Source organism: Thermoactinomyces sp. FSL K6-2592, from assembly GCF_038006465.1.
In the GTDB taxonomy this organism is placed as follows: Bacteria; Bacillota; Bacilli; order Thermoactinomycetales; family Thermoactinomycetaceae; genus Thermoactinomyces; species Thermoactinomyces vulgaris.
The window spans coordinates 1,932,501-1,955,913 of the sequence record NZ_JBBOVH010000001.1; the positions used below are offsets into that span (position 1 = coordinate 1,932,501).

Genomic DNA, 23,413 nt, shown 5'->3' on the forward strand with positions numbered 1-23,413 from the left:
CCCCGTCCCATGTGGTTAGAGTGTACCCACATGGGCGGCGTACCTGTTACCAGTACGCTAGGCTACTAACCCAGAATGGGCTTTAGCTATATTAATTGCTCCATTCAGATCAGCATGGCAGGTATAACCACACTTTTTGCATCTGAACTGGATGCCAATTCGATTCGCTTTTTCACGATGACCACATTTACAAGTTTGACTGGTGTAGTCCGGTTTAACTAATTCAAAGCAGATACCCTACCATTTCTGCTTTGTACTTAATCATTTTCTGTAGCTGATAGAAAGCCCATGAATGAAGGTTTCTACCAGCTTCTTTTTTAGACTTTGCCCGATTTCAAATCTCCGTCAAATCTTCCATTCGAATGATACCAACACCGTTGGTCAATGCGAAATCTACGATTTGACGGCTGATTTTATGGTTCTGATCTTTCATCCAACGAGACTCTTTATCTTTTGATTTTTTGATGGCGGAAAGTTTTTTCAGTTTACCTAGCTTTCTTCGTCTAGCCGCAAAAAGTCTACGAACAAAAGCAACTTGATTTCCTTTGAAGAATAATGATTTTGTTCCAACACTGGCGACAGCTATGTATCTCAGTCCCAGATCAACTCCCATGACTTTAGTTTCCGTTGTTCTACTTCAAAAGTGATTGGAATGGCGATATACCATTCCTTTTTTCCTGTATAGCTCGCTGGCACCCTGTTTGACGGTTCCGTTTAGGATTCTCTCTAACCATGCTTGCTGATAAGGACGGGCTACAACGGGTACACCGATCCGCTTTTCCAAAGTTGGAAAGGAAACCGTATAGAAGTCTCCAACCTTTTCCATCTTGAGGTTCTGATTGTTGAAGCAACACCATAGCTTTTTGAATGATTTCGCGTTTTGCTTTTTCTTTTTTGACTTGACTTCCCGAATCGTCTGGTTCACTACAGCAGACGGAAATTTCCCATGAGAAAACTCTTTGAAAATCTTACTGGTTGCTTTGCTCACCTCTGGGTGAACAAGTAGCCCGATATTCTTGGTTTGGTGTTTATACGGAGACGTATCAGACATATTTTGTTTTATCCCATATCATTCCTGGTGCGTCAGGACTGTGTTGAACAAAACCAAATCTTTCATAATAGCTGAACTTTCCTTTGGCACTAAATAGCATCACCAAAAGGATGTCATTTTCTTTACACTGATCTAAAAGCCTGCATAGAATACGGGTTCCGATCCCTTTTCCTTGATATTTTGAACTTACAATCAAGTCGCAGATCAGGGCTTGATAAACTCCATCAGATATCACTCTTCCAAATCCGACCAGCTCGTCTTCTTTGTAAGCTGAAACAGAATACCAGCTGTTTGATATTGCCTGAAATAAACGCTCTTTAGTAAATGGATGTTTCCATCCCGTCGTTTGGTACAGGTCAAAAAATTGCTTACTGTTTGGCAAATCATCTTTTAATGTAATTAACATTGTTAAATTCCCTCTCTTTACTAAATTCCGAATATAGTTATGACATCAATTATTTTTGTTAGTTCATAAGGCTTTATGACTCCATGGAAAAAACAGTATTTTAATGTTTGGTTTACACGTTCAGAAGCACAAGAACGGCAAAATTGAATAGCCTAAATTTCCTTTGGCTCCGGTTCCTTTTTCAGTTCAACCCGGACTCGTTTTCCAACCACCCGGGCTTTGATCCGGCTGTAGGATGGACGTTTTTTCCGGATCCACGATTCCCTCCAACGGATTAGAACATGTGCATGCCTTTCGTCCGTTGTGATCCATTGAGAATCCCGGAGGGAAAGCAATGCAAATCCTTCCGGACTGCTGTATCCGATATAGCTTCCATCCGATCGCTCTGCCGTTGTCAGACCATCGGGATTTACTGCCAGCAAGAATGCCCGAAGCTCGTCGCCAACTTCCGGAAAAGGAGGAGTTGTTGGATTGAGATAGAGGAAGTGACAGACCCAGTCAGAATCAACCGGTCTTTCCATCCAAGAGGAACTGACCCACCACGGATTCTCTCCTTCTCCCGACCAATGGGCATGAATCCAAGGTCCGAAAAACTCTTCCGGTGTTCTTTCCGTCATGGCAATGTACGAACCCGGAATGACATTTTCCCCTTTCAGTTTCCCGTTTCTTTTGATCAGTCGAACCACAACATTGGTGTCCGCAATTGGAAGCACTTTAAATGGCGTTACCACCCAACCGCCTTCTTTCAATTGATGTTTCCACGCTTCAGGAAGAAGATCCGGGGTTGTCCAAGCCACAATCCGGTCATATGGGGAACCCGCTTCCCAACCGTTGCGCCCGTCCCGGGTTTCAAATTGCACCTGATGCAAATTTTGGTCTTCAAACATCCGGCGTGCACGTCGGGTGAGTTTCGGCTCAATATCCAAAGAGACAACCTTGCCGTCGGGCCCGGCAAGTAAGGCGATCAATGCCGTGCTGTACGCGGAACCCGTACCGATCTCCAGCACCCGCTGTCCTTTTTGGACATCCAATAATTCAAGACTGCCACGGATCGCGCCATCAGATGAAATCTGCGGGATCAGGCTCCCGTCCTCCTTGCGTATAAACTTTTCACGATTTACGCGCTGAAACACTTCCGGGATCGTCGGCATAATCTTCTTCTTCCTCCTTTTCACGTCCAAGATCAGGAAGAGCCTTTTCATTTATATTGTTAATATTATATATTTTTAATATAATTTTTGTATAAAATACAAAGGAGATTCCCATGATCAGTTTCGGAAAAAGGTTGTTGGCATTATTTTTTGCCACTTTGTTATTTGCCATATATTATATGTTTCTCGGTATCATCGATGATCCTGCTTTAGACAGTTCGACGGTTGAAACAATGTTCGTTTTCTCTTTTATATATGGCGGTTGCGGAATCTTTACTTACGGACTGGCAGTCTCTTATGTAACCGACCGGCTTTTGCATTCAGTTCAGAACCCGTGGAAACATGGAATCGCATTGCTGTCATATCTCTTCTTCGGTTTTATTGCTGACCAATGGATGTTTAAAGTAAATTTGCAAATGGAGGACAGCCCGAATTTTCTTCCTTTTTATTACTCAACGATCTCCGCTTTGCTGGTCTACATTTTCGTCAAACTGTTTGAATTTAAAGAACACAGGAAAAGAAAAGCCGATGGATTTCAGAATTGAACCAGAGGTATCTTTGCCACTCATTCATTCAAGCGGCTGTACACAAACAAACACAAGGGATAAGAAATCATAAAAATGGACAATGCAATCAAAACACCGGATTCGGTATCAATAAGATTCGCTCTTGAAGAAGCATACACAACCCCGACACTGATCAGACCGATTGCATAAGCCAAAAATCCACTCTTGCCTTTGATCAACTGAGTTCTTTCATCATTCTTTCTGATATCCAGATTAGAAAATACATAAAGAACAACAGACACCCCCAATGACAAGGGCAAAAGAGCATCCATCCCGTTGTTCATTGCTTTCAAAACACCTGAAAAGATAATGATGACAGCGCAAATTCCCAGCCAAAGACGATCGGATCGTTTCCCTTGCATGATTTCTCCCTCCTCTGAGACCATTTTTCCGCAATCAAAAACTGAAAGGAAGCCCCAAGGCAACCGGATCCTTTGTTTTTTGCGGTCAATCCTTCTGAAATGACAAGGAAGACATATTAAGTTTTTTCAATCACCTTGAGAATATTGAAGGAATATTCCGTATCATTTGACCCCCGGGATTTCTTTTCCGCCGGGGGTCGACGACCATTTTTCAGTCCAAGGTCAAGGGCTTGTCCGAGAGCACAATGCCATCTTCATCGGCGTAAGCATACCAGCCTGGTTTCCAGTGAACGCCGGCGAAGGAGACGGTGATGTCCCGCTTGCCTTTTCCTTCTTTCTTGCTTTTGACGGGGCAGGTGCCTAGGGCCCGCACGCCGAGATCCATTTCATTGATTTCGGCTGAATCGCGAATGCAACCGTTGATGATGACGCCGGCCAGATTCCGTTCCACGGCGATCGTTGCCAGCCGGTCCCCCATCAATGCACAGCGGTTGGAACCTCCGCCGTCGACGACCAACACGGCGCCGGAGGGAACAGTTTGTAAAGCTTCTTTGACCAGCACATTGTCTTCAAACACTTTCACCGTATGAATCGGGCCGTTAAACCGCTTTTTCTTTCCAAAATTCAAAAAAATGTTTTCGCACACACCCAGTGACGAATAATGATCGCATAAATCCGCTGTTTTCACCACTTATCCTCCTTTCAGTTCTATTATATAAAAATATCCGATCCAAACGAGTCCCCTTCCCTTTCTTTCCCGGAAATCCTTGACAAATATATAAATTGTTTAAATAATGAGGGAAATTCAGCTTTCAGGAGGAATGCCACCATGCGCTTCTTGTCTCTTTTTTCCATGCTCGTGTTGCTGACGGCGGGAAGCTTGGGATGCTCCCCGAGCGAAGATGCCACGGCTCCCGGGGATCCCCATGCAACGAAAGAAAAAACGCCGGAAGGAACCCCTCTGCTTAAAGCGGTGGCCAATCTGACCAATGGTGAGGGCCATTCCGTGGGACAAGCGAGAATCACAGAGGATGAACATGGCGTGCGAATTCATCTCACGGCAAATCACCTGGCTCCCGGCGAACATGGCTTCCATATCCATGAAACCGGCCAATGCGAAGCGCCGGATTTCGAATCGGCCGGCGGACATTTTAATCCGAAAGGCAAAAAACACGGAAAAGAAAACCCGGAAGGAGCCCATGCCGGGGATTTGGACAACATCACCGTGAATCCGGACGGAAAAGTGGATGTCACCTTGACTGTGGACGGCGTGACGCTGAATCCGGAAGCATCCCATTCGCTGCTGAAAAGCGGGGGAACCGCCCTGGTGATTCATGAAAAAGCCGATGACCTGAAGTCGGATCCTGCCGGAAATGCCGGGGACCGGATCGCTTGCGGTGTCATCGAAGAAACAAAATAACAGGCAGGGCGGTGAGTGCCCTGCCTTCTGTTTTTCAGATCATGCCAAACGCTTCGGCGATCAACCGGTAAGATTTCAGCTTGGCTTCAAAGTCATGCATGATGGAAACCAGCATCACCTCATCGGCTTGATACGCTTCGCTCAGCCGGAGAATTTTTTCCTTGACATGAGCGGGATCGCCAACAACCACCCGTTTGCGGTTTTCTTTGATGCGGAACCGGTCAAACGCGTCATAGGGATAATTTAATGCCGTTTCCACAGAAGGAATTCCGCCCCGGGCTTCTCCTTTCTCAATCAAGAGCAAGGACAAATCGAGCGAGCTAGCCAGTTTTTCCGCTTCTTCCTCCGTTTCGCCGCACACCGCAAAAATGGAGACCATTGTCCGCGGTTTTTGGTTGATCCGGGAAGGTCGGAAATGCTCGCGGTAATAGCGGGTCACTTCTTCCCCGCCGGCTCCGTTGATAAACTGGGCAAACGAATAACCTGCCCCGTATTCGGCAGCCAGCGACGCACTGCCCCCGCTGGAGCCCAACAACCACAGTTCCGGAGCCGTTTCGATTTGCGGGGTGGCCAACAGGCCGGGGAACTTTTCATTTTCCTCCGCCAAATCATACAGATAAATGATCAGGTCTTTCAATTGCTCCGGATATGTGTCATGTCCCAACGTTTCCTTGCCTTCCTGCAGGGCGCGGGTCGCCAGCGGCATGCCACCCGGTGCTCTTCCCACCCCCAAGTCAATCCGGTTGGGATAAAGTGCCTCCAACACCTTGAAATTTTCTGCCACTTTATACGGGCTGTAGTGCGGAAGCATCACGCCTCCGGAACCGATCCGCATGCGGGAAGTTTTGGCCGCCAAATGGCTGATCAAAACTTCCGGGCTCGATCCGGCCAAGCTTTGGGTAAAGTGGTGTTCGGACACCCAAAAGCGATGATAACCCATTTTTTCGGTTTCTTGGGCAAACCGGGTCGTATCCGCCAAAGCTTCCACGGCATTTTTCCCCTCAGGGATCGGGGATTGGTCCAAAACACTTAATAACATAAACGGACATCCTTTCCATTGGTGGTTCATCTCCGGACGGAGACTGTTGCAGGGTGTGTTCTGCTACGGATTGACCTTTTGCACCCGGGCCATTGATTGCAAATCTTTGTCAGTAACCCAATGCAGTTGATCCAAAAAGGCCGTTTGGAAAGATCCGGGGCCCTTTTCTCCTGTTTCTTCAGCCGCCAATTCGCCTGCCACCCCATAGGCGGCGACACCGGTGACGACGGCCTGTAAATGGTTTGCCCCCACTGCGGTAAAGGCTCCCAATACAGAAGAAAGCAGGCAACCCGTGCCGGTTACTTTCATCAATAAAGGATGGCCGTTTTGCACCAAATAATGAGTGGATCCGTCCGTGATGAGATCTTCCTTGCCGGTCATTGCCACCACCGCTTTGAAGGATTTTGCACATGCGGCTGCATTTTCCACCAAACCGGCGGTTTCTTCCTCCTGCGCATCCACGCCTTTGGTCAATCCGGTCTGACCGGTCAATCCGGAAATCTCCCCGGCGTTTCCCCGGATCACCGAAACGTTTACTTCCGACAAAATTTTTTGCGCCATTTCCAGCCGGTAGGGGGTGCTGCCCACGCCAACGGGGTCAAAGATGACCGGAACCCCGTGCCGGTTGGCTGATTTGCCGGCAATGATCATGGCTTCCACCACGTCGGTTTGAAGCGTGCCGATATTTAAAACGAGCGCTTGCGAGAGCTTGGCCATGTCAGCCACCTCTTCCTTGGCATAAGCCATGACAGGGGACGCTCCCAATGCAAGCAACCCGTTAGCTGTAAATGCCGTCACCACCACGTTGGTGATATTGTGAATCAAGGGTTTTTGGCTGCGGATCCTGTTTAACAGATCTGCGTCGATCATTTCCATGCAACTCATCCCTTCATGAACAGACTATGTTTATTTTATCACGAAACCCTTGATTCCGTATCACCGGCTCACCATGACCGCCACCATACGCCCGCCCATTCGGGCACTTGCACCCAGCCGTTTTTTCTCACTTTGTCCGCCACTTCACCGCCAAAGAAAAAGCGTGTCAATTCTTCCGCTTCGTCCAGATCCCGGAATGTGTAATCAGTGCGGTTGACCGAATGGGAAAAACCGTATTCTTCTTCCAGAGCCCGGTAATACCGGCGTAAAAAATCCGGAGGATCCGGTTCTTCCGTGGCGGTTCCCATCGTTTCAAAAATGACGACGGTCCCCCCCCCGGTTTCAAGACACGCCGGATCTCCCCGATGATTTGGCTTAAATTTTTTCTCCATGTCGGATGATTGGAACTGGCCAGATAACAGATGCTCCATCCGGCCACCACCAAATCGGCTTGGTCATCTTCCATCGGAAGGCGGCGATGATCGGCCACCTGCACCTGCCAATGATCTAGGCCCTCCGCTTTCAGCTTTTCTGCCGTCACAGCCAGCATCCCGGCTGATTCATCCAAGGCCACGATACTGCGGGCAACTTTTGCCAGCGGCACGGTCAGCCTTCCGGTCCCGGCCTCTATGTCCACAATATCGGCTCCTTTTCCTGAATGGATTTTTTCAAGAAAAGGGATCACGCTTTTTTGTTTGGAAATCAACCGGTCATACATGGAAGCTTGTTCTTGATAAATCACGTCATGATCCGGCATCTTCATTCCCCTTTCTTCGCAAACGAACAATTGTTTGCAATTTTCGCCTTATCCGGGTAAAATAAAAAATGCGTCAATTTTTGCTTCTTTTTCCATCACGAAATATTTCATTTTATTGCAAATATTTTTTAAATTTTACGTTTCAGACATAATTATTATATCTAAAAAATTTAATTTATGCTAAAATATTACACAGATTACGGAAGCAAAGGAGTCAAAGTGTTATGCGAAGTTTGTGGAAATTATTTTCAGTCATGACCCTTTCGGGGGCCCTTCTCTTGACGGGTTGCGGCGGCAAAGAAAACGAAACGGCCGCAGATCAACCCAAACTCACTCCCACCCAAGTGATTGATAAATCCATGCAAACCATGGAAAAAGGCGGGCATACATACGATGTCAAAACGAATCAAACCATTACGGTAGCCTCCGGCGATGTGTCGCAAGCCATCAAAACCCGCAACACTTCCACCATTGATGTCACCATGAATCCGGTGGCCTTACACTTAAAAGGAAAAACCGAATCCAGCGGTGCGTCGGAAGAAATTGAGATGTTCCTTGCCGACAACTCCCTTTACAACAAAATCCCGCAAATGGGTTGGGTGAAAACCACCGTGGACACCTCCGCCATGGATGCCTCCCAGGATCCGATGTCAGGCATCAAACAGGTGGAGCAACTGTTTGAAAAATTGGGTGGAAATGCTCTTCCCGCCGGCGTTTCCTTAAATGAAGAAGGCAACCAATACGTTCTGTCCATTGATTTTACGGCCTTGAAACAAGACGGTCAAACCTTTGAGAGCATGATGAAAGATCAAGTCATCCGAGGCCTGCAAAGCTCGGGCTTCGACCCGTCCAAATTGCAAAATATGAAGTTTGAGAAATTGAATCAAAAGATTTATATCGACAAAAACAACTTCAAACAAACCAAGACCCTGCAAGAAATGCATATCCTGGTTACCAATGACCAAGATACCTTGAAACTGGAACAACAAATGGAAATGAATTTAAAAGGTGAGTACAACGGTAAAATCGAAGTGCCCGCTGATATAAAAAACAGCGCCAGACAAATTTAAAAAACCAACCGCTTTGCGGTTGGTTTTTTCGTCATTGATGTTTGGATCCCCGTCCGGAAGGGTATACAACTTTCACTTGGTTCTGTACTTCATTTCTTTTTTATTCAGAAAGGAAATGATATTGATGGAACTGAGAGAAGTCACGCTTTTAAATTTTGACAATACGTATCAGGAACAACCTCAACTTTCCCGTGTCGCCAATGAATGGATTGAACTTCAAGATATCCCCGGAACCAACCTCTATTGTTCCGGACAAGCATGGCAAAAGTTAACGGAACGGATTCCTGAAAAAACCGGCCGGGGCATCACCTTTATCGGGAACGGGAATCATCACTATGTCACCTATTTGTTTTTACAAAAATTCCGTCAACCGTTTACTCTTGTCCTTTTTGACAACCATACCGACAGCCAGCCGCTTACAGGAAGCAAGTTGCTTTCTTGTGGTTCCTGGGTCGCGGAAGCGCTCGGAAATTTGCCTTTTCTCCAAAAGGTTTTTTTGGTAGGGACCTGTTCAAAGTCCAAAGCGTTTCCGTCCCGGTTGAAAAACAAAATCGTTTTGTGGCTGAACCGGCAATGGGATCAACTCGTATCGGCCATTCCAACCGAGGATATCTATATCAGTATTGACAAAGATGTCCTGGACCGTGCCGACGCAATTACGAACTGGGACCAGGGAAACATGCGGTTGTCGGATTTGCTCGAGGCTCTTGGCCGCCTCATCCGCCGGAAAAAAGTACTCGGTGTGGATGTCTGTGGTGAACTTCCCGTTTCCCCGGCTGAAGTTTGGTCTCACCGCAACGAACTGAAACGAAATGAAACAGCCAATTTATCCATCCTTCAGCAAATCTTGTCCTCTTAAAGCTGAAAAGCGCCCGGACCATTGATGGCCGGGCGCTTTTTTTATTGATTCCTCATCATCCCCGCTCAAGCTGCTTTCTGCATTTTGGCCAACGGTTTCGGCAACGGCCAATCGGAAGGCGTGATCAGTGGTTGTTTCTTGTGGTCATGGGGACAAGTGGAATTCCATTTATTCCATCACTTTGGCGGTTCCTTCTTCACACGTGTCAATCACAATTTTTTTGTACTTGAAAAACCTTGCAACGATCAGGCAATGGCCCGTCTGCCTGCAAGGTTTGGAATGGTTTTGTTTAACGCGTCTCTCCGGTTGCCAGATGGTACTTTTTCATCCGATACTGCAAACTCTGCCGGGAGATGCCAAGAGATTTTGCAGTCCGGGTGATATTCCCGTCATTTTCTTTCAAGGCTTCTTGAATCAGCCTTTTTTCCGCCTCTTCCATTTTTTCCTGCAAGGTTTGGCCGCGGAACCATTCCGGAATCCAACCGGTGGATTGTGTCGGAACCGATCCGGCCGCGCCGGAGTCATGCTCGTATTTTTTTCTCAACCGCAACGGAAGATGGCAAACATCCATCACCGCTTCATCCACAATCCGGTTCATCGCTCCTTCAATCACATGTTCCAATTCCCGCACATTTCCCGGCCAGTCATGCTGAACAAAAATCTTCCAGGCTTCCGGGCTGACCGCCCGGACATTTAAATGGAACCATTTATTGTATTTGTCGATAAAATGATGTGCCAACGGTTCCAGGTCTTCTTTGCGTTCACGCAAGGGCGGAATGTACAGCGTCACCACACTGAGGCGATAATACAGGTCTTTTCGCAACCGGTTGCGGTGCACCGCATCGACCGGATCTTCATTGATGGTGGCAAGAATGCGCACATCCACCTTTTTATCCCGGGTATCCCCGACCCTGCGGATGGTTTTTTCCTGTATGGCCCGGAGCAATTTTGCTTGCACCAAAGGATTCAACGCATGGATCTCATCCAGCAGCAGGGTTCCGCCATCGGCCTGTTCAAACAAGCCCGGCTGATCCACCGCTCCGGTAAACGCTCCTTTTTTGGTGCCAAACAGAATGCTTTCCGCCAGGCTGTGCGGGATCGCCGCGCAATTTTGCGCAATGAACGGCCCTTTCATGCGGGGACTGCCATTGTGGATGCTTTGCGCAAACAGTTCCTTTCCGGTTCCGGTTTCCCCCGCCAACAGCACCGAAGAAGAAGTGCGGGTCGCCCTTTGGGCTTCTTTGATGACAAAACGGATAGCTTCGCTTTGCCCGATAATTTGGTCAAACGTGTAAGTGGTGTTTTTGTTCCGCCACGCATTGTCTTTCATGACATGTTCCAGTTTGGTGATGTCTTTGGCCATTTCCACCGCCGCGATGATTTCACCGTCAACCCGGATCGGATACGTATCATTGATGGTGGTGATCTCTTTTCCTTTATTGTTGTAATACGTCTGTTTCACCCGCCGGGTTTCTTTTCCCGTCCGGACCGCTTCCAACAAGGTGCTTCCTTGATCACGGGAAAAGGAAAACACCTCCAAAACATTTTTATGGAGAACATCTTCACGCTTCATCGATTCGATTTCCGCCATTTTTTGATTGTAAATGATGGTCTTTCCGCTGCGGTCGATCATATGAATGCCGATCTCCACATCATCGATCAATTGCTTAAAAATTGCATCCATCTGCCTGGGAGACAGACCCTTCTTTCCTTGCGAACTGTTCATCTTCCTTGCCTCCCGCATCCGTCGGTCATGGAGTATATACTTTGATTATAAACGGATTTTCGCCGATGCAAAATATCTTGGCACATTTTTGGGTCAATACTTGTCATACGCAAAATTTATTTGCACCCGTTCTTACATAAAACCGCGCCATCCGGGCAACGAACTGACTGGCATGAAATTTGCTCTGTACTCTTACCGAACAGTTTTATCCCATCAAACTTTCCTCACCCATGAAAAATCAAGTTGAAAACTGGAGGGATCATCATGACCACGACAAACCGGTCCGGTCAAATCATTGACCAAACCAACCGCTATGGAGCACGCAACTATCATCCGCTTCCGGTCGTTGTCTCCGAAGCGGAAGGCGTTTGGGTGAAAGATCCGGATGGAAATAAATATTTGGATATGCTCAGTGCTTACTCCGCCGTCAACCAAGGACACCGGCACCCGAAAATCATTCAAGCTTTGAAAGAACAGGCAGACCGGGTCACCCTGACTTCCCGTGCGTTTCACAATGACCAACTGGGACCGTGGCTGGAAAAAATCTGCAAGCTGACGGGAAAAGACATGGCCCTGCCCATGAACACCGGAGCCGAAGCAGTGGAAACCGCCTTTAAAGCCGCCCGGAGATGGGCTTATGAGAAAAAAGGCGTGGAACCGGACAAAGCGGAAGTGATTGCCTGCACCGGAAACTTCCACGGACGGACCATGCTCGCCGTTTCGTTGTCTTCCGAAGCCGATTATCAGCGCGGTTTCGGCCCGATGTTGCCCGGAATCCGGCTTATCCCCTACGGCGACATCGATGCGTTAAAAGAAGCGATCCATGAAAACACGGCGGCCTTCCTGTTTGAACCGATCCAAGGAGAAGCCGGCATCAACATCCCGCCGGACGGATTTTTAAAGGAAGCGTATGAAGTCTGTAAAGCGCATCGTGTTTTATTTATGGCCGATGAGATCCAAACCGGGCTCGGGCGGACCGGCAAAATGTTCGCCTGCGATTGGGAAGGCGTGGTTCCGGATGTTTACATCCTCGGGAAAGCCTTGGGCGGCGGCGTGATGCCCATTTCTTGCGTGGTTGCCAACGAGGAGATTCTGGGGGTCTTTGAACCGGGTTCCCATGGTTCCACATTTGGCGGAAACCCTCTTGCCTGCGCCGTATCGATCGCTTCCCTTGATGTGATTACAGAGGAAAAATTGGCCGATCGTTCATTGGAACTCGGCGACTATTTCCAATCCAAATTAAAAGAAATTGACCATCCGGCGATCAAAGAAGTCCGGGGCAGAGGCCTTTTCATCGGTGTTGAACTGCATGAAGCGGCCCGTCCTTATTGTGAAAAATTAAAAGAAGAAGGATTGCTCTGCAAAGAAACCCATGAAAATGTGATTCGCTTCGCCCCACCGCTGGTGATCAAAAAAGAGGAGCTGGACTGGGCGATCGAAAAAATCAAATCGGTATTTGCCCGCTGATCATTTTTTCCAACACAAAAACTGCATGGAACCGGTTTTCTTCCATGCAGTTTTTTCATTATAAACGTTTCTTCCTGATGTTTTTGTTTTTGCTTCGGATCCCGTATTGGTACGCTTTGCGGATCGCGGTGGACTGGCTGATTTTCAGTGCTTTTGCCACTTCATAAGAACTGTTGTATTTCTGAAAGGCAGAAGAAATGATCTGCCGTTCCATCTGTTTCATGACCTTTTTCAATCCGCCGAGTTTTTCGGCATCCAAGTATTCGACAGCTTCCGCGAACTCATTTTGGGCCGTCCGCTTGCCACCGGATAAAAAAGGCAAATGTTCCGGAAGGATCACATCCGATGGCGTTGTCACCAGCAATCGTTCAATCAGATTGGCCAATTCCCGGATATTTCCCGGCCAATGATAGTTTTGCAACACCTGCATGGTTTCCCAGGCCATTTGCTTATGGGTTTGGTATTTGCGGTTATATTTCTCCATGTAAAAACGGATCATCGGCACAATATCCTGCGGCCGTTTCCTGAGCGGAGGAATCTCAATCGGCACCACGCACAAACGGTAATACAAATCTTCCCGGAATTTCCCCTCCGCCACCATTTTTCTCAAGTCACGATTGGTGGCGGCAATGATCCTTGTATTCACTTTGATCGTTTTCACCCCGCCCAGCCGGCGGTATTCCTGATCTTGCAAAACCCGGAGCAGTTTGACCTGCAACCGAACCGGCATTTCCCCGATCTCGTCCAAAAAAAGAGTTCCCTCATGGGCCAGTTCAAACAAACCGGCTTTCCCTTCTTTTTTCGCTCCCGTAAACGCTCCGGATTCATAACCGAAAAGCTCTGATTCCAAAAGTTCTTCCGGGATGGCCCCGCAATTGACTTTAATAAACGCACCTTTTTCATAGCGTTTGCTGTTTTTGTGAATCATGCGGGCAATCACTTCTTTCCCCACGCCGGATTCTCCGAGCAATAACACCGTCGTGTCGGTTTCGGCGACGCGTCCGGCCAGCTCCATCACTTGCTTCATCTCGGGGCTTTCAACAACCACCGGTTCATCGCCGGCGTGGAATTTGCGAAGCTGCGACAACTCTTCTTTCAGCCGGTTTAATTCGGAGATATCGCGGAGATTGGTCACCACCCGGATCACTTCACCTTCCTCATTAAACACCGGGCTTCCGGTCATCAACAACACTTTTCCCGTGGCCGTTTCCTGAACCATGGTGACCGGCTTTTTCTTTTTCATCACCTCAAAGGAAACCGATTTTTTCACAATCCCCCGTTTCTCCAGATAGCGCATATCCTTGCCGATATAATACTCCTTCGGGATGCCGGTCAACCGTTCGATCGCATCATTGGTTTTGCGGGTAATGCCGTTGGCATCCACAATATAAATGGCATCATAGGAATTTTGAATCGTGGCATCCAATTCATCCCGCACGGCTTTAGCTTCCTCCAATTGCTCTTCCATCTCTTTGAGTGCGGTCAGATTAACCACAACCAAGATGACCATCCCCTGGCAGGAATACAGATTCATTTGCAAATACCGCTCTTGGTGCTTGATGATCCAGCTGGCAGGCAAAGACGTTTTTTTCTCAAAAACCAATTGTTTTAAACCGGTTTGTCCGGTCCCCTCCAACCACCGCAAAATCTTTTTGTCCGTATACAAAGCTTTTCCCTCACGGTCAAAAACGGCGATTCCCGTTTCCAACTTCTTCATTTCTTGAATCTCCCCGACTTTTTCCATCTTGACGCCCCTTCCAAAAAAAGGTCATCTATTAATAATTATTTGTTAAATTTGAATATTCCTCCATAAAAAAGGCTTACCGTGCCGAACATCCGGCCGGTAAGCCCAAACGAATCTACTTCCCAAGCAGTTGGGACGCAATAATATTCTTTTGGATTTCATTGGTCCCTTCATAAATTTTGGTGATTCTCGCATCCCTGTAATACCGTTCCACAGCGGTTTCCTTCATGTAACCGGCGCCGCCGAAAATTTGCAGGGCACGATCCGCCACCCGGTTATAGGTCTCAGTGGCATAATACTTGGTCATGGCTGCTTCCTTGATCGCTTTTTCCCCGTTTTCCAATTTCTTTGCAACGTGGTAGTTGAATGCCCGCCCCACTTCGGTTTCCGTGGCCATCTCTGCCAGCATCCATTGCAACCCCTGGTTTTCGGCGATGGGCCTGCCGAATTGCACCCTTTGTTTCATATACTCCGTGGCCAACTCAATCAATTTTTGGCAGGAGCCGTAAGCCCGTGCCGCCAGGGTGCACCGCCCTTCCGTCAAAATTTTCAAGGCGGATACATAACCGTTTCCCACTTCGCCAATCACATTTTCCTCCGGCACCTCACAATCTTCAAAGAAGATTTGTGCCGTGTGTGAACCCCGAAGCCCCATTTTTTTGTCGACCGCTCCGACTTTCAAGCCGGGGAAGCTTTTTTCCACCGCGAAAGCAGTAAAACCTCCCTTCACCCCTTTGCCGGGATCGGTCACAGCAATCACTGTGAAAAGATCGGCATCGGGCCCGTTAGTGATAAAATGTTTCATCCCGTTTAAGATCCACCGGTCTCCTTTTTTCTCCGCCCGGGTTTTGATGGACGCGGCATCCGATCCGGCTTCCGGTTCGGTCAAGGCAAAGGCGGCCAACTTGTTCCCGGCGGCCAGATCCGGCAAATATTTTTCTTTCAAATGCCGGCTGCCCAACCGGACAATGCCGGTACTGCCAATGCCGGTGTGGGCACCGATGATGGAAACAAATCCGTTATGGGTGCGCCCCAGATTTTCCAACACCAGGCATTTGCCTGTCACCCCGAGCCCCAATCCGCCGTATTCCTCGGGAATCCCCAGACCGAAAAGCCCCAACTGTTTGGCTTTTTCCAGCAAATGGCCGGGAACCTGATCCTCTTCCTCAATCCGGTTGGCATACGGCTCCACTTCATTCTCCACAAAATCCTTTACTGTTTTGGCAATCTGTCGCAATTCATCCGGAAAGGTGATCATGGGAACCATCTCTCCTCCTCAGTCTTCAAAAGGCCAAGCCGGCAAATTCCGGTTTAACGGCCGGTCCACCCGGTAACCAAGCGCATATTCCCCTTGCATGATGGTATGGATTTCACGGGTTCCTTCATAAATCACCGGCGCTTTGGCATTGCGGAGATAACGTTCCACCGGATATTCATTGGAATAACCGTATGCCCCGTGAATTTGGACCGCATCATTGGCCGCCTCAAAAGCGGCGTCACAGGCAAACCACTTGGCCATCGAAGTTTCCCTTGTGTTCCGTTTTCCTTCGTTTTTCAACCATCCGGCCCGGTAGACCAGCAAGCGGGAAATGTCCAGGTTCCGGGACATTTTGGCGATCATTTGCTGGACCAATTGATGGCGGCCGATTTCCTTGCCAAAGGTTTTGCGTTCATGGCAGTACTTGACACTGGCTTCCAGACACGCCCGGATCAAACCGCAGGCTCCGGCGGCCACCGTGAAGCGTCCGTTGTCCAGGGCCGACATGGCAATCTTAAATCCTTCTCCCTCTTCCCCCACACGATTTTCCGCCGGAACCCGGACATCATCCAGAAACACTTCTCCGGTATTGCCGGCGCGAATTCCCAATTTTCCCTGAATGGCCCGGGCCGTGACGCCCTCAAAAGTGCGTTCCACGATAAAACAACTGATGCCCTTGTGTTTTTTTGAAGGATCCGTTTTGGCAAAAATCAGAAAATGATCCGCCACATCGCATAAGGAAATCCATGTCTTTTGCCCGTTCAACCGGTAAACATCCCCGTCTCTCACGGCGGTCGTGGAAATTGCCGCCACATCGGATCCGGCATCCGGCTCGGTGAGCCCGAAAGCGCCAATCTTCCCGCCACGGGCTTGGGGCGTCAAATACTTTTCTTTCTGCTCCTCATTGCCCCACTGCAACAACGTCAGGCTGTTTAAGCCGGTGTGAACCGAAACCGCAGTGCGAAAAGCAATGTCTCCCCGTTCCAACTCTTCACACACGATGGCCAGCGTATTGTAATCCATTCCGGCACCGCCGTACTTTTCCGGGATGCATACCCCCATGAGTTGCAATTCAGCCAGCCGTTGCAAAATCTTTGGCTCAAAATGCCCTTCGGCATCCCATTTTTGGATATACGGCCGGATTTCCCGGTCCACAAAGCGCCGGACCAAATCGGCAACCGCCTTTTGTTCCCCGGACAAAGCAAAGTTCATCACGGGTTGTCCCCTCCTTTTTTCGCTTCATCCCTCAACACCCGGCGTAATATTTTCCCGACGGCATTTTTGGGAAGGGAGGAACGGATTTCAAACTGTTTCGGCACTTTAAACGGTGCCAGATGCCCGCGGCAAAACGCTTCCAACTCTTGACTCGTTGCTTTGGCCCCCGGTTTGAACACCAAATACGCTTTGACCGTTTCGCCGCGGTACGGATCCGGCACCCCGACCACCGCTGCTTCCAGAACAGCCGGATGGGTGTACAGCACTTCTTCCACTTCCCGCGGATAAATGTTGTATCCGCCGGCAATGATCAAATCTTTTTTCCGGTCCACGATGTAAAAATAGCCGTCTTCGTCCATGCGGGCGATATCCCCGGTATATAGCCAGCCGTTTCGAAGGGTTTGTTTGGTTTCATCCGGCATGTTCCAATACCCTTTCATCACTTGCGGCCCGCGGATCACAAGTTCCCCGGTTTCCCCGATCTTTACCGTCCGGGTTCCGGTTTCCAGATCCACAATTTTGGCTTCCGTTCCCGGAAGGGGAATGCCCACACTTCCCGGCTTTCTCTGCCCGGAGCGAGGGTTGCTGTGCGTGGTGGGGGAGGCTTCCGACAAACCGTAACCTTCATACATCACGGCACCGGTCTTTTTCTCAAACGACTGAATCAATTCAACCGGCAGGGATGCCGATCCGCTGTTGATGATCCGGATGGCATCCACACCGTATTTTTCCGCTCCCGGATATGCGTTTAAAGCGACATACATCGTGGGCACCCCGGGAAAATAAGCGGGGCGGTGCTTTTGAATGGTTTTCAGCACTTCCAGCGATTCGAACCGGGGCAGCAAAATCAGGGAACTGCCGAGAAAAAAGCCGAAATTCATGGCGCAAGTCATGCCATACACATGAAAGAGCGGGATCACGGTCAAAATTTTGTCCTGCTCCGTCAGGGGGTTTTCGCTGGCATGCGCATGAATTTGCTGGACATTCACCACCAGATTTTGATGGGTCAGCATGGCGCCTTTCGAACGTCCCGTGGTTCCTCCGGTATATTGAAACACCGCCACGTCGCACTTAGGATCCACAGGTTCATCGGGAACCGGTGCCGCCTCATGGAGAAACGCTTTCCAAGAAACCTCATGCGAAAGCGGATTTTCCAACCGGAACGAATCCGTCTCCACGATGATCACTTTTCTCAACCGGGAAAAAGATTTTATTTTTTGGACACGCGGATACAACTCCCCGAAAACGATCAACACGTCCGCTCCGGAATCGGTTAAAATGGCTTCCAACTCCCGCCGGGTATACATCGGGTTGATCTGAACCACGACCGCTCCCCGCCGCAAGACACCAAAAAAAGAAACCACATAAGGCGGACAGTTTGGCAACATGATCCCGATCCGGTCCCCTTTTTTCACCCCGCAGGCCCGCAATGCGCCGGAAACCCGCTTGGACATGTCTTGCAACGTTTTGTAGGAAATCTCCCGGTCATAAAAATAAACGGCGGTCCGGTCCGGGTGTCGTTCCACTGTGCGGTCAAACATTTGCGGCAGAGACAGCGTTTCGTATGCAAACGGTTGTCCTTTGGCATGACTCACCCCGCCCACCACGGTTACCTTGTCCACCAAAGTTTCCCCCTTTTTCGCATCAGATTTTCTGATCCAGGATGGCAAAAGAGGCGCTGGCGACGGCAACCAGCTGATCATCCCCGTCATAAAGCCTGCACTCTGCCACCGCCGTCCGCTTGCCCAGATGCAACAACTCTGCCTGTGTCTTCAATCTCCCTTTGTGCACAGCACGGATGTAATTGATTTTCATTTCAGAAGTCACCGACATTTTACACGGCGGCAGTCGGGAGTAGACCAACGATCCCATCGTCGTATCCGCAATGTAGGCAATCACGCCGCCATGGACGGCTTGGTTCAAGTTCCACAAAAACGGAGTCACTTCGGTTTCAAATTGAAACGTTTTTTCGGATGTCCACTTCCCTTTGAAACCAATCATTTCATGAAGATGCGTTGAGACATTTTCCCGGACGTTTACAATCGCCTGTTCCACCCGCTCAAGCAGCAACTTTTCCATCTCGGTGCCGTTTTTTTGCACCTCTTCCCAAATGGACGGCTTCAATCAAACCCCGCCCCGGACATAAAGCACTTGCCCTGTGATGAAACTGGCTTCATCCGACACCAGGAACAAGACCGCATTGGCCACGTCAATGGGTTTGCCTGTTCTCCCCAGCGGAATGGTTTGTGCTGCCGCTTTTTTAAAATCTTCAAAGGGAACCCCGATCCTTTCCGCCGTTTGCCGGGTCATGTCCGTTTCGATAAAACCGGGGGCCACGGCATTGACATTGATGTTAAATTTGCCAAGTTCAATGGCCAGCGTTTTGGTGAACCCTTGAATCCCCGCTTTAGCCGTCGAGTAATTCAATTGTCCCCGGTTGCCGAGCGCCGAAGTGGAACTGAAATTGACAATTTTCCCGTAGCGGTTTGGCACCATGAACCGTTGGGCCGCCCTGGATGCATAAAAGGTTCCTTTCAGATGCACATCCATGACGATATCCCAATCTTCGTCGGTCATTTTATGGACCAGATTATCGCGGATCACCCCGGCATTATTCACCAGGATGTCCAACCGGCCAAACGTGTCCACGGTTTTTTGCACCATGTCTTCCACTTCTTGCCGTTTCGTGATGTCGCAAGGGACCGCAATGGCTTCTCCTCCGGCTTCGCGAATTTTTTGCGCCGTTTCTTCACAGGTTTCGGCATTCACATCCGTCACGGTGATCTTGGCTCCTTCTTCCGCCAGGCATATCGCCGTTGCAGCACCAATTCCTCTTCCCGATCCGGTGACAATCCCCACACGGTCTTTCAATCTCATATTTCATCCACTCCTTATTGAAAAAATCACGCTGCCGGGACGGAAAATTCCGCCTTGCCGGTGACAACCCGGTCCCCATTTTGCGTCGATGCCCAAATGTCGCATAAAACCACTTGTTTTCCTTCTTCCCATCTCGTTTCTTTCACCCGTCCTTCACAGGTGATCTCATCGCCCGGACGAACCATTCCCGTAAACCGGACCCCGAATGTTCTCAAATCCCCGTCCGTCCCGATCAGGTTGGTCAGCATTTGCCCGACAAAGGCCATGGTCAGCATGCCGTGGGCAATCACTCCGCCCAATCCGGATTTTCGGGCATAATCGTCATCATAATGAATGGGGTTGAAATCTCCCGACGCTCCCGCATACATCACCAACTGGGTACGGGTGACCGGCGTTTTTTTGAACGGGCCGATCGGATCCCCCGGTTGAAATGTCCGCAACTTCATCCCTCCTGTCCCCGGTAAATCACATTGGACCGGGCAATAAAGACCGTCTCTCCCGCTTCATCCACGCCTTTTTGCTCATACAGCAAAAAGATCATCTTCCCCAATTTCCCTTGCTTTTCATAAACATCCGCCAATTTCGTCGAGCAGTAAATCACATCCCCTGCATAAACAGGACGGAAGTATTCAAACTGTTGTTCCCCGTGAATGAGACCGTCCGTCTTGAGAGAAAACCCCGGAATCATGCCATAATCAAACGTCCGGCAAAACGTCGGCGGTGCGACGATCCGGCCGTGGCGTGTGGTTTGGGCATACGCCTCATCATGATACAGCGGGTTGGGATCCCCGATTGCTTCGGCAAATTTGCGGATGGCGCCTTTTTCCACTTCATTTTTGACCGGGGAGGATTCTTTGCCCACCCATTTCCGGAATGCATTCACATCCACTTTTCGTTTCCTCCCTTACCGTCATTTCCCGTGTTTGGCAATGGCCCGGGAGATCACGAGTCTTTGGATTTCGGCCGTTCCTTCCCAAATTTGATAGATCTTGGCGTCCCGGGCCCATTTTTCCACCGGATACTCCTTGATGTATCCATAGCCGCCGAGGATTTGAATGGCATCCATCGTGGTTTGCACGGCGACATCCCCGGCAAACAACTTCGCCATACTGCCTTCGCCCCGGTGAAAAGGAATCTTTCGATGCCGCATCCAACCGGCCCTCCAGGTCAAAAGCCGGGCGGCATCAATCCGGGTCGCCATGTCAGCCAGTTTAAAGGCAACGGCTTGATGCTCAATAATCGGTTTTTTAAATTGGATTCGCTCCTTGGCGTACTGCAGGGCATATTCATAGGCCGCCCGGGCAATGCCGATGGCGGAGGCAGCCACTCCCGGCCGGGTGTGCTCCAACATTTTCAAAGCCCCGACATACCCCGGGACATATTCCGGATCCCCCGGTTCCCCGCCCAGCCGGTTTTCAACCGGAACCCGCACATCTTCCAGGATGATCTGGGAAGTATGCGACGCCCGGACCCCCATCTTCTTTTCTTTGCGTCCCATGGAAAAACCCGGCGTGTTTTTGTCATCAATGAGAAACGCCGCGATGCCCTTCCAGCCTTTGCTCCGGTCCAAAGTGGCAAACACCACGTGGATGTCCGCGATGCCCCCGTTGGTGATAAACTGTTTGGTCCCGTTTAATACATACACATCGCCTTCCCGCCGGGCCGTGGTTTGAATGGAAGAAACATCCGAACCGGCTCCGGGTTCCGTCAGCCCCATGGCGCCGATCAAGCAACGATCGGGATCACACAGCATCGGGATCCATTTTTTCTTCTGTTCGGTGGTTCCCATGGCCATGATGGCGGCAGCGGGCAGATGCGACCCGTTGATGGCCACCGCGATGCCGGCGCATCCCCAAGCCAGTTCTTCGGAAACCAGCAGGCTGGTCACCGGATCATCGATGCCTCCGCCGCCGTATTCCTCGGGATACGAAAAGGTCGTCAATCCCAGCTTGTGTGCCTTTTTGACAATCTCCCAGGGAAACTCCTCGGTCTCATCATGGTAAGCCGCATGAGGACGGATTTCTTTTTCGGCAAAATCATGTGCCAGCCGTCGGATTTCCTTCTGCTCCGGGGTCAGCTCAAAATCGATCATGTTCCGCCTCCTTCAAATCAACCGCTTATTTAATCAGCCAGCCGCCGTCGACCACAATGTCCGCCCCGGTGATGTACGAAGCATCATCGGAAACCAAAAAGGCGACGGTCCCCGCCACTTCCTCCGGTTTCCCAACCCGTTTCAAAACAGTGTGGCGCTCAATGGTTTTGACAAAACCAGGGTTATTCAAACTGTCTTCGATCAGCGGGGTTTCAATAAATCCGGGGCTGACCGAGTTGACACGAATGCCGTATGAGGAAAGCTCATAAGCAAACGCACGGGTCAGATTGATCACTCCGGCTTTGGCCGCGGAGTAATGGGCAAACAGCGTCCCCGGTTTCATTCCCGAAATGGAGGCAATATTGACAATGGCCCGGTTTTGTCCGCCCTTCATCCGTTTGGACAATTCTTTGGTGACCAGAAACACACTGCGCAGGTTGGCTGCCTGCACTTCTTCCCATTCTTCAACCGAAATATTTTCCAACAAATTCAGTTTTGAACTGCCGGCGTTATTGACGAGTATATCGATCTGGCCAAACTTTTCTTCAATAAAATCCGAAAGCCGCTTCACTTCCTGTTCACTTGTCACATCAGCCGAGTACGTGGTCGCATGCGACTCCCCGATTTCGCCGGCAACCCTTTCCAACTTGCTCAATGTCCGGCCGACCAGAACCACGTATGCTTCTTCCTGTGCCAACCGTTTGGCAATCGCTTCGCCTATCCCGCTTCCTGCACCGGTGACAACCGCCACTTTTCCGGCAAAGCGCAAAAAAACCCCCTCCTTGTCCCATGTCTCGTTATTTTTTAAATTGCAAATTTTATGCCAAATATAAATGTACAATCCGCCGGCATGAAACCGCTTGTTGACAGGGAGTTTGGGAATCATGTGGATCCACCCGGTTCATGTCGTAAGTCGTTTTTGCATTGGTTCAGTCATTTATGCATGAGCAAAAATGACTTATTTTCCGCGACAAAAAAACCCCTGTTCCCCCACCGGGACAGGAGTCTTCAGCCATTCAACATCGATAGAGGATTGTTTGCGCGATCCCGATAAAATATTCGGATTCACGAATAATATGATTCATCACCACTTGCGCCGTCCTGTTCCCTTGAAAAGCCGCGCTTTGGTCGCGAATCATCCTGCACAATTTGATAAACTGCTCACTTTGGTGGAGGCAAAACCGGACCAAATGCTTCACCCGGTATTCCAACTCCGGATTTTTTTTGCAGGGCAACCGGATCTTCGTCTCAATCCAGCGAACAACGAGCTGATGGGTGTCCGTCAAAGCTTTTTCCCACTCATTCAATGCCTCCACATACCGGGATTCCAAATTTTTGACCAGTTCCTTGATCACAACGGTGTGTTCCGCCTCCTGCTGCTTCCAAAATTCGGCTTCATCCAGAATGCGAAGCGGCATTTTTTCCCCGTAATAAAATTGCACAAAACCTCCTCCTTTTTTCCTCCCCGTCGCAAGTA

Annotated in this window: 24 protein-coding genes and 1 pseudogene; 4 read left to right on the forward strand and 21 right to left on the reverse strand. The window is 49.5% G+C overall.

The window, feature by feature from the left end; translation table 11 throughout:
• Positions 1-57: 57 nt before the first annotated feature.
• The 6 genes and pseudogenes from NYE37_RS10100 to rraA form a co-directional block, all read right to left on the reverse strand.
• Positions 58-1,051: pseudogene (locus NYE37_RS10100) on the reverse strand (RNA-guided endonuclease TnpB family protein).
• The gene (locus NYE37_RS10105; RefSeq protein WP_037993642.1) at positions 1,044-1,457 is read right to left on the reverse strand and encodes a GNAT family N-acetyltransferase; all 414 of its coding nucleotides are present in this window, start codon (positions 1,455-1,457) and stop codon (positions 1,044-1,046) included. The pseudogene NYE37_RS10100 and the gene NYE37_RS10105 overlap by 8 nt, the downstream one beginning before the upstream one ends.
• Before the next feature lie 152 nt (positions 1,458-1,609).
• The gene (locus tag NYE37_RS10110; protein ID WP_340711963.1) at positions 1,610-2,608 is read right to left on the reverse strand and encodes a protein-L-isoaspartate O-methyltransferase family protein; all 999 of its coding nucleotides are present in this window, start codon (positions 2,606-2,608) and stop codon (positions 1,610-1,612) included.
• Positions 2,568-2,780 (reverse strand): hypothetical protein, encoded by a 213-nt coding sequence (locus NYE37_RS10115; protein WP_165489699.1) that lies wholly within the window; start codon positions 2,778-2,780, stop codon positions 2,568-2,570. The genes NYE37_RS10110 and NYE37_RS10115 overlap by 41 nt, the downstream gene beginning before the upstream one ends.
• Before the next feature lie 393 nt (positions 2,781-3,173).
• Positions 3,174-3,536, reverse strand: coding sequence for a hypothetical protein (locus NYE37_RS10120; RefSeq protein ID WP_198050929.1), 363 nt, complete (start codon positions 3,534-3,536; stop codon positions 3,174-3,176).
• 211 nt (positions 3,537-3,747) lie between these two features.
• The gene (gene rraA, locus NYE37_RS10125) at positions 3,748-4,224 is read right to left on the reverse strand and encodes a ribonuclease E activity regulator RraA (protein WP_037993650.1); all 477 of its coding nucleotides are present in this window, start codon (positions 4,222-4,224) and stop codon (positions 3,748-3,750) included.
• A gap of 141 nt (positions 4,225-4,365) precedes the next feature.
• Here rraA and NYE37_RS10130 point away from each other — a divergent pair, with 141 nt between their 5' ends.
• Positions 4,366-4,956 carry a superoxide dismutase family protein gene (locus NYE37_RS10130; protein ID WP_181731875.1) on the forward strand — a complete coding sequence of 197 codons (591 nt, stop codon included), beginning with the start codon at positions 4,366-4,368 and terminating at the stop codon, positions 4,954-4,956.
• A 34-nt stretch (positions 4,957-4,990) separates the two neighbouring features.
• On the opposite strand, the gene NYE37_RS10135 is transcribed toward NYE37_RS10130, so the two are convergent.
• From NYE37_RS10135 to NYE37_RS10145, 3 genes are all read right to left on the reverse strand, one after another.
• Positions 4,991-5,995: an LLM class flavin-dependent oxidoreductase gene (locus tag NYE37_RS10135; protein ID WP_198050931.1), complete on the reverse strand. Its 1,005-nt coding sequence runs from the start codon at positions 5,993-5,995 to the stop codon at positions 4,991-4,993.
• A gap of 63 nt (positions 5,996-6,058) precedes the next feature.
• On the reverse strand, positions 6,059-6,880 hold the full coding sequence (gene thiM, locus NYE37_RS10140; RefSeq protein ID WP_082240577.1) for a hydroxyethylthiazole kinase: 822 nt from the start codon (positions 6,878-6,880) through the stop codon (positions 6,059-6,061).
• A 157-nt stretch (positions 6,881-7,037) separates the two neighbouring features.
• Positions 7,038-7,628 (reverse strand): class I SAM-dependent methyltransferase, encoded by a 591-nt coding sequence (locus NYE37_RS10145; protein WP_340711964.1) that lies wholly within the window; start codon positions 7,626-7,628, stop codon positions 7,038-7,040.
• A 224-nt stretch (positions 7,629-7,852) separates the two neighbouring features.
• Here NYE37_RS10145 and NYE37_RS10150 point away from each other — a divergent pair, with 224 nt between their 5' ends.
• Both NYE37_RS10150 and NYE37_RS10155 read left to right on the forward strand, forming a co-directional pair.
• Positions 7,853-8,698, forward strand: coding sequence for a DUF6612 family protein (locus NYE37_RS10150; RefSeq protein ID WP_340711965.1), 846 nt, complete (start codon positions 7,853-7,855; stop codon positions 8,696-8,698).
• 124 nt (positions 8,699-8,822) lie between these two features.
• Complete coding sequence (locus NYE37_RS10155) at positions 8,823-9,557, forward strand: arginase family protein (RefSeq protein WP_062842924.1); 735 nt, start codon at positions 8,823-8,825, stop codon at positions 9,555-9,557.
• 289 nt (positions 9,558-9,846) lie between these two features.
• Here the strand turns inward: NYE37_RS10155 and NYE37_RS10160 are convergent, their stop codons facing one another.
• Positions 9,847-11,283 (reverse strand): sigma-54 interaction domain-containing protein, encoded by a 1,437-nt coding sequence (locus NYE37_RS10160; RefSeq protein ID WP_082240578.1) that lies wholly within the window; start codon positions 11,281-11,283, stop codon positions 9,847-9,849.
• Positions 11,284-11,547: 264 nt separating this feature from the next.
• Here NYE37_RS10160 and NYE37_RS10165 point away from each other — a divergent pair, with 264 nt between their 5' ends.
• A complete protein-coding gene (locus NYE37_RS10165; protein ID WP_037993658.1) occupies positions 11,548-12,750 on the forward strand; it encodes an ornithine--oxo-acid transaminase in 1,203 nt (400 codons plus the stop codon).
• A gap of 58 nt (positions 12,751-12,808) precedes the next feature.
• Here NYE37_RS10165 and NYE37_RS10170 read toward each other — a convergent pair whose 3' ends face one another.
• The 11 genes from NYE37_RS10170 to NYE37_RS10220 all read right to left on the reverse strand — a co-directional run bounded on the left by NYE37_RS10170 (position 12,809) and on the right by NYE37_RS10220 (position 23,378).
• Positions 12,809-14,494, reverse strand: a complete 1,686-nt coding sequence (locus NYE37_RS10170; protein WP_138615056.1) for a sigma-54 interaction domain-containing protein — start codon at positions 14,492-14,494, stop codon at positions 12,809-12,811.
• Positions 14,495-14,609: 115 nt separating this feature from the next.
• Positions 14,610-15,752, reverse strand: a complete 1,143-nt coding sequence (locus NYE37_RS10175; RefSeq protein WP_138615213.1) for an acyl-CoA dehydrogenase family protein — start codon at positions 15,750-15,752, stop codon at positions 14,610-14,612.
• Positions 15,753-15,770: 18 nt separating this feature from the next.
• Positions 15,771-16,964: an acyl-CoA dehydrogenase family protein gene (locus NYE37_RS10180; RefSeq protein ID WP_340712054.1), complete on the reverse strand. Its 1,194-nt coding sequence runs from the start codon at positions 16,962-16,964 to the stop codon at positions 15,771-15,773.
• Positions 16,964-18,589, reverse strand: a complete 1,626-nt coding sequence (locus tag NYE37_RS10185) for a long-chain-fatty-acid--CoA ligase (protein ID WP_121873987.1) — start codon at positions 18,587-18,589, stop codon at positions 16,964-16,966. Before NYE37_RS10185 ends, NYE37_RS10180 begins: the two co-directional genes overlap by 1 nt.
• Before the next feature lie 22 nt (positions 18,590-18,611).
• Positions 18,612-19,091: a PaaI family thioesterase gene (locus NYE37_RS10190; RefSeq protein ID WP_121873986.1), complete on the reverse strand. Its 480-nt coding sequence runs from the start codon at positions 19,089-19,091 to the stop codon at positions 18,612-18,614.
• Complete coding sequence (locus NYE37_RS10195) at positions 19,092-19,844, reverse strand: SDR family NAD(P)-dependent oxidoreductase (protein ID WP_138615059.1); 753 nt, start codon at positions 19,842-19,844, stop codon at positions 19,092-19,094.
• Positions 19,845-19,870: 26 nt separating this feature from the next.
• Positions 19,871-20,290, reverse strand: a complete 420-nt coding sequence (locus NYE37_RS10200; RefSeq protein ID WP_340711966.1) for a MaoC family dehydratase — start codon at positions 20,288-20,290, stop codon at positions 19,871-19,873.
• Positions 20,287-20,733 carry a MaoC family dehydratase N-terminal domain-containing protein gene (locus tag NYE37_RS10205; protein ID WP_340711967.1) on the reverse strand — a complete coding sequence of 149 codons (447 nt, stop codon included), beginning with the start codon at positions 20,731-20,733 and terminating at the stop codon, positions 20,287-20,289. The genes NYE37_RS10200 and NYE37_RS10205 overlap by 4 nt, the downstream gene beginning before the upstream one ends.
• Before the next feature lie 21 nt (positions 20,734-20,754).
• Positions 20,755-21,933 (reverse strand): acyl-CoA dehydrogenase family protein, encoded by a 1,179-nt coding sequence (locus NYE37_RS10210; RefSeq protein WP_340712055.1) that lies wholly within the window; start codon positions 21,931-21,933, stop codon positions 20,755-20,757.
• A gap of 28 nt (positions 21,934-21,961) precedes the next feature.
• Positions 21,962-22,705 carry an SDR family NAD(P)-dependent oxidoreductase gene (locus NYE37_RS10215; protein ID WP_138615216.1) on the reverse strand — a complete coding sequence of 248 codons (744 nt, stop codon included), beginning with the start codon at positions 22,703-22,705 and terminating at the stop codon, positions 21,962-21,964.
• A gap of 247 nt (positions 22,706-22,952) precedes the next feature.
• The gene (locus NYE37_RS10220; RefSeq protein WP_340711968.1) at positions 22,953-23,378 is read right to left on the reverse strand and encodes a DUF2935 domain-containing protein; all 426 of its coding nucleotides are present in this window, start codon (positions 23,376-23,378) and stop codon (positions 22,953-22,955) included.
• Positions 23,379-23,413 lie beyond the last annotated feature (35 nt).